4 protein-coding genes are annotated in these 5,799 nt (G+C 70.4%); 3 read left to right on the top strand and 1 reads right to left on the bottom strand.

Annotated features, from left to right (window positions below; genetic code table 11):
- Positions 1 to 170 precede the first annotated feature (170 nt).
- Positions 171 to 1,670 (top strand): glucoamylase family protein, encoded by a 1,500-nt coding sequence (locus GA0115259_RS18090; RefSeq protein WP_093597943.1) that lies wholly within the window; start codon positions 171 to 173, stop codon positions 1,668 to 1,670.
- On the opposite strand, the gene GA0115259_RS18095 is transcribed toward GA0115259_RS18090, so the two are convergent.
- A complete protein-coding gene (locus tag GA0115259_RS18095; RefSeq protein WP_237540145.1) occupies positions 1,654 to 2,703 on the bottom strand; it encodes a glycoside hydrolase family 18 protein in 1,050 nt (349 codons plus the stop codon). The genes GA0115259_RS18090 and GA0115259_RS18095 overlap by 17 nt on opposite strands.
- Positions 2,704 to 2,890: 187 nt before the next feature.
- Between GA0115259_RS18095 and GA0115259_RS18100 the strand changes: the two genes are divergently transcribed.
- Positions 2,891 to 4,996 carry a TPM domain-containing protein gene (locus GA0115259_RS18100; protein ID WP_093597949.1) on the top strand — a complete coding sequence of 702 codons (2,106 nt, stop codon included), beginning with the start codon at positions 2,891 to 2,893 and terminating at the stop codon, positions 4,994 to 4,996.
- 40 nt (positions 4,997 to 5,036) lie between these two features.
- Positions 5,037 to 5,747, top strand: a complete 711-nt coding sequence (locus tag GA0115259_RS18105) for a PspA/IM30 family protein (protein WP_093597952.1) — start codon at positions 5,037 to 5,039, stop codon at positions 5,745 to 5,747.
- Positions 5,748 to 5,799 lie beyond the last annotated feature (52 nt).

Genomic DNA, 5,799 nt, shown 5'->3' on the forward strand with positions numbered 1-5,799 from the left:
ATCAGCCGCTCCCGCGGCGGGCGCTCCCCCACCCAGCCTGATCCAAACGAAAGACCCTAGGCCGCTTCGGAGGCCACCGCCAACAGCACAGCCACTGCCACTGCCACCGCCAACAGCACAGCCGCAACCACAGCCGCAACTCCACATCCGTCAAGAGGAGCTGGACTCTTATGGACCGTCGCACGTTTCTCGCCGCCGCGGGGACCGGGGCCGCCGCTCTGTCCCTCGGAGCCGTATCCGCACCTGCACTCGCCGCGCCCGCTGCCGCCGCATCGCGTGCCGGTGTCTCCCACACCTCCGATACCGCGCTGCTGCGCCGCTGGTTCCGCGATACGTATCACTCGATCGAGGCCATGACGACCGATCTCGGTCTCGCCGCGGACAAGATCGACCTCAGCGGCTCCGGCACGCCCGTGCCGTCCCGTAACACCTCACCGACCAATATCGGCTGCGGGCTCTGGTCCACCGTCGCCGCGGCCGGCCTCGGAGTGATCGACCAGGACACCATGCGCCGCCGGCTGGCCCGTACCGTCTCGGCCGTCGAGCGCCTCGAACGCCACCACGGCTTCTGGCTCAACTGGTACGACGCCCACGACGGTTCCGTCCTCACGAGCTGGCCGGACACCGGTGATCCGATCCGTCCCTTCCTCTCCTCCGTCGACAACGCCTGGCTCGTCACCGGTCTGCGTATCGCCGCCGACGCGGATCCGTCGTTGCGCCCTCGGGTCGCCGCGCTGCTCGCCACCGCGGACTGGTCGTACTACTACACGCCGTACGACCCGGCGGACCCGGTGGCCCGGCCCGGCCAGCTCCGCGGCGGCTTCTGGACCGACACAGGCGAGCCCACCGGTCACCACTACGGAGCTCTCAACACCGAGCCGCGCATGGCCAGTTATCTGGGCATAGCGGACGGCAGCCTGCCCGGCGAGCACTACTGGCACATGCTGCGCACCTTGGTTCCCGAGAACGGGCAGGAGCAGCCGCCGCAGGGAACGTACGCCACCATCGACGGTGTCCGTGTCTGGCAGGGCCACTACACCTACCGGGGCCGCAAGCTCGTTCCCACCTGGGGCGGCTCGATGTTCGAGGCGCTGATGGTGCCTCTCTTCGTGCCCGAGACCGAGTGGTCGCCCGGCTCCTGGGGCATCAACCACAGCCGCTATGTCCGCTCCCAGATCGAACACGGCCTGGCGGAGGCCGGCTACGGCTACTGGGGCTTCTCGCCCTCCAATGTGCCCGAGGGCGGCTATCAGGAGTACGGCGTCGACGCGATCGGCATGCAGATCGACGGTTACGCCTCCAACACCGACCGTACCTTCGTCACGTACGGCGAGCCGCTGCCGCCCGCCTCCGCCTACACCAATGGCGTCGTCACGCCACATGCCTCCTTCCTCGCGCTCCCGCAGGCGCGCACGGAGGCCCTCGCCAACCTGAAGGCGCTCGCACATGACTTCGGCGCGTACGACGACCGCTACGGCTTCCGCGACTCCGTCAATGTGGGAACGGGCCGGGTCAGCGACTTCGTGCTCGCCCTCGATCAGGGAATGATCGCCGCGGCCCTCGCCCAGGAGTTGCGTCCCGGCCTGCTCCAGCGGCCGTTCCGTACGGGCGGATTCGCCTCGCGCGTACGGCCGCTGCTGGCGAAGGAGCGTTTCAGCATCCAGCCGTGACGCAGCCCCATCCCTCGCGGTACGCCGTCCAGTCGCCCTCCCGCGCGGCGAAGTCGACATAGATGGCGACTCCGAACCGCTCCCGGTCGCGGTCCGTGCGTCCCAGGCCCAGCCTGGTGCCACGGACCGCTGCCGCGACGGTCTCCGCGTGGCCGTGATGGCTCATGTCCTCCTCGTAGTAGAACGGCAGTCCCATCAGCAGATCGGTGTCGCGCGGTGTGACCTCCAGGGCGAGCGTGGTCTGCTGGGCGACATAACCGCCGTAGAGGCTCTCCAGCGGCATCGCGGTGTCGTAGGACATGACCGCGATCTGGTCGACCCGCCGGGCCACCTCCGCGAAGAACGCCTGTGACCACCACTTGGGATGTCCGGTGAGGGCGCCGGCGACGGAGTGCAGCGCGGGCAGCGGATCGATCTGATGGGCGGCGACGGAGAGCGGTACGTCCCTGGCCCGGGTGAGCACGCGCAGATCGTCGAGGAGCGAGAGATAATCCCGGTCTCCCGAGTGCAGCGGCTCCAGATCGAAATGGACACCGTCGAATCCCGCGTCCAGGATCTGTTTCGCCGAGCGCACCACGGCGGCGCGTGACGCCGTCCGTTCCAGCCGCAGTCCCTCGGGGCCCTCGGTCGCCAGCTCGTCACCCAGCCAGGCGTGCACCCGTACGCCCGGAATGGTGCGGTGTACGGCGTCGATCAGCCACCGGGCCCGGGGATAGCGGGCGGCGGGCAGTGTTCCGTCGTGCTCCAGCGGGCCGGTGTGGACATACAGATCGCGTATTCCGGTCCCGCGGATGCGCTCCGCGAAGGCGTCGAGATCCGCGTCCTTCTTGCGGCCGTCCACCCAGGCATGGCCCAGCCAGATGGCATCCCGGCCGCGCGTCCGTGTGCCGTCCTCGATGTCGCCCGCGTAGTTGATCCGCAGCGAGACGGCGGCGGTGGCCACCGGTACGACGAGCAGCACGGCGAGTACCGCCACGATCCTCCTGGGCCACCGTGCGCGTGGGCTGCGCCAGGCCCGTAGCGGCGTCCTCAAGGTACGTCCGAATCCGCGCAGCCGTGCCCGCAAAGCCGTCTCCTCCCCCTGAGCGCCTTATGACCGTGCGGTCATGAGGACGACCAGGCTATGCGCCGGAACCGGGCGGCAGGCGCGCGGTATCCGCGCCGGTGGCGGTCATTTCCGGTCGCGGACGGTCCATCGCAGACATAACCTCCCAATTGTGATGCTTCCCGAGAGCTCCACCCGGACGCACATAGCCGGCCGGACGCTTCTGGCCGTACTGGTCATGGCATGGTGCCTGGCCATACCCGGTATCCGGGGCGCCCAGGCCGAGGGCCCGATCACACTGTCCCGGCAAGGACAGATCACCGACAAGGTGGGAGCGCTCGGCGACCGCAAGGCGGCGGTCGGCGATTCACTCGACCGTCTCTACTCGGACAGACACGTCCAGCTCTTCGTCGCCTACGTACGTGACTTCTCCGGACACTCGCCGCAGAGCTGGGCCGATTCGACAGCCGTACGCAGCGGCCTCGGCCGCGACGACATTCTGCTGGCGGTCGCCACCCATGACCGGCTGTACGCCTACTCCGTCGATGTAGGCGCTCCGCTCACCGACAGCCAGCTCGCCGATGTCGCCAGGACCGCCGTCGAGCCCGCGCTACGGCAGAACGACTGGGCGGGCGCGGCGATCGGTGCCGCGAACGGATACGACGCGGTGCTCGCGGGCCGGCCCATACCCACGCCCGCCATCACTCCCGGCGAGCCGGATCCGGGCGGCAGGGCCGCCAATGGAGGCGCCGCGACCAATCTGGTGCTGCCCATCGCCGTCGTACTCGCGTTCGCGGCCCTCGCGGCGTACGTCTACGGCAAGCGCAAGCGGCGGATGGCGGCCCGCACCTCGACGCGCGCCGGCGAGCAGGGCTGGGGCTCTCCCGGCGGAGCTCCGCAGCCACCGCCGACGCCGCTGCCCGAGCTGGACGGCCGGGCGAAACAGCTCCTGGTCGAGACGGACGACGCCCTGCGCACCAGCCAGGAGGAACTGGGTTTCGCCACCGCGCAGTTCGGTGAGGAGGCCGCCGCGCCCTTCACCGACGCCGTACACTTCGCGAAGGGCCAGCTGACCTTGGCGTTCCGGCTGCGACAGCAACTGGACGACGCGATTCCGGAGGACGACGCGACCCGGCGCAGGATGCTGGACGAGATCATCGCGCGCTGCACGGAGGCCAACGACCGGCTGGACGCGGAGTCCGAGGACTTCGACCGGCTGCGGGCCATGGAGCAGAACGCGCCGCAGGCGCTGGACTCGGCGGGAACCGCCTTCCGCGAGCTGAGCGAACGCGCCACCACGGCACGCGGCACACTCTCCGCGCTGCGCGAACGGTACGCCGACTCCGCCTCCGCGCCCGTCGCGGACAGCGTCGAGCAGGCCGAGGACCGGCTGGAGTTCGCCTCCGCCGGTCTGGACAAGGCGCGCGGATTCATCGACGCGGCGGAGAACGGCAAGGCGGCCGTGCATGTACGGGCCGCGGAGGCCGCCATCGGACAGGCGGCCATCCTGGTCGAGGCGGTCGAACGGCGCGCGCTGGAGCTCGCGGAGGCGGCCGGGAAGCTGCCCGGCGCGCTCACCGAGACGGAGACGGATCTCGCCGACGCCCGCGGTCTGCTGCGCGGCACCACGCCGGGCGTGTCGACGGCCGACCTCCAGGGCCGGATCGGCCGCGCCGAGGCGGTGGTCGCGGAGGTACGGCGTGAACTGGACGCGGGGCGGTACGACCCGATCGACGCCCTGCGCCGGGTCGAGGAGACGGACGCGGTCCTGGACGAAGCACTGACCGGGGCCCGCGAGCGCGAGCAGGGCATCCGCCGGGCCGGCACACTCCTCGACCAGGCGACGCTCAGCGCCCGTTCGGCCATCGGCGCCGCCTCCGACTACATCACCACCCATCGAGGAGCGGTGGGCAGCCAGGCGCGTACCCGGCTGGTGGAGGCGCAGCGGCGGCTGGAGCGCGGGCATGCGGCGGCGTCGGCCGACGTACAGGCCGCGCTGGCCGAGACGCAGCTCGCGGACGAGCTGGCCCGGGAGGCCCAGTATCTCGCCGAGCAGGATGTGGCCTCGTACGGAAGCCGGTACGGCATGGGCGGCGTACCGGGCGCGGGAGGCGGGCTCGGCGGCGCCGTGCTCGGCGGAATCATCCTCGGCGGCCTGTTCGGCGGCGGAGGCGGACTGGGCGGAGGCGGGGGCTTCGGCGGGGGTTATCGCGGCGGCCGTCCCGGCAGTTTCGGCGGCGGCGGTACGCGCGCCCGGATGGGCGGTGGCGGCCGTTTCTGACGCAATACGCAATTCCCTTTCCCCCACAAGGAGAAGAGCAATGACCAAGCAGACCATCCTCGGGCGCGTCACACTGCTGGCGAAGGCCAATATCAACGCGCTGCTGGACCAGGCGGAGGATCCGCAGAAGCTGCTGGACCAATTGATCCGCGACTACATCAACAACATCAGCGAGGCGGAACAGGCGGTGGCCGGCACCATCGGGAATCTCCGTCTGCTGGAGCAGGATCACCAGGAGGACGTGGAAGCGGCCCGTGAGTGGGGCGTGAAGGCGCTCGCGGCGAGCAGGAAGGCGGACGAACTGCGCCTGGGCGGCCATGGCACGGAGGCGGACACCTTCGACAATCTCGCCAAGGTGGCCCTGGAACGGCAACTCCAGTCCGAGAAAGAGGCGAAGACGGCGGAGCCGGCCATCGCCACGCAGACGGAGGTCGTGGACAAGCTCAAGACTGGTCTGGAGCGGATGCGGTCCAAGCTGGGCCAGTTGCAGTCGAAGCGCGACGAACTGGTGGCACGGGCCAAGACCGCCCAGGCACAGAACCAGATGCTGGACGCGGTCAAGAACATCAATGTGCTGGATCCGACCAGCGAGATCGGCCGGTTCGAGGACAAGGTGCGGCGCGAGGAGGCGAGAGCGACGGGCAAGCAGGAGCTGGCCGCCTCGTCCCTGGACGCGCAGTTCGAGCGGCTGGACAGCGTCGGCGACAGCGCGGAGGTGGAAGCGCGCCTGGCGGCGCTGAAGGCCGCCTGACCGGGCGGAGCGGCGGGCCCGTCCACGTGGGCGGGCGGGCCGCGCGGGCGTC

Source organism: Streptomyces sp. MnatMP-M17 (assembly GCF_900091995.1).
Classification (GTDB): Bacteria; Actinomycetota; Actinomycetes; order Streptomycetales; family Streptomycetaceae; genus Streptomyces.

Bases quoted from the DNA above. Each gene is read 5' to 3' on its own strand.
- GA0115259_RS18090 (WP_093597943.1), top strand. From the start codon at position 171: ATGGACCGTCGCACGTTTCTCGCCGCCGCGGGGACCGGGGCCGCCGCT.
- GA0115259_RS18100 (WP_093597949.1), top strand. From the start codon at position 2,891: ATGCTTCCCGAGAGCTCCACCCGGACGCACATAGCCGGCCGGACGCTT.
- GA0115259_RS18105 (WP_093597952.1), top strand. From the start codon at position 5,037: ATGACCAAGCAGACCATCCTCGGGCGCGTCACACTGCTGGCGAAGGCC.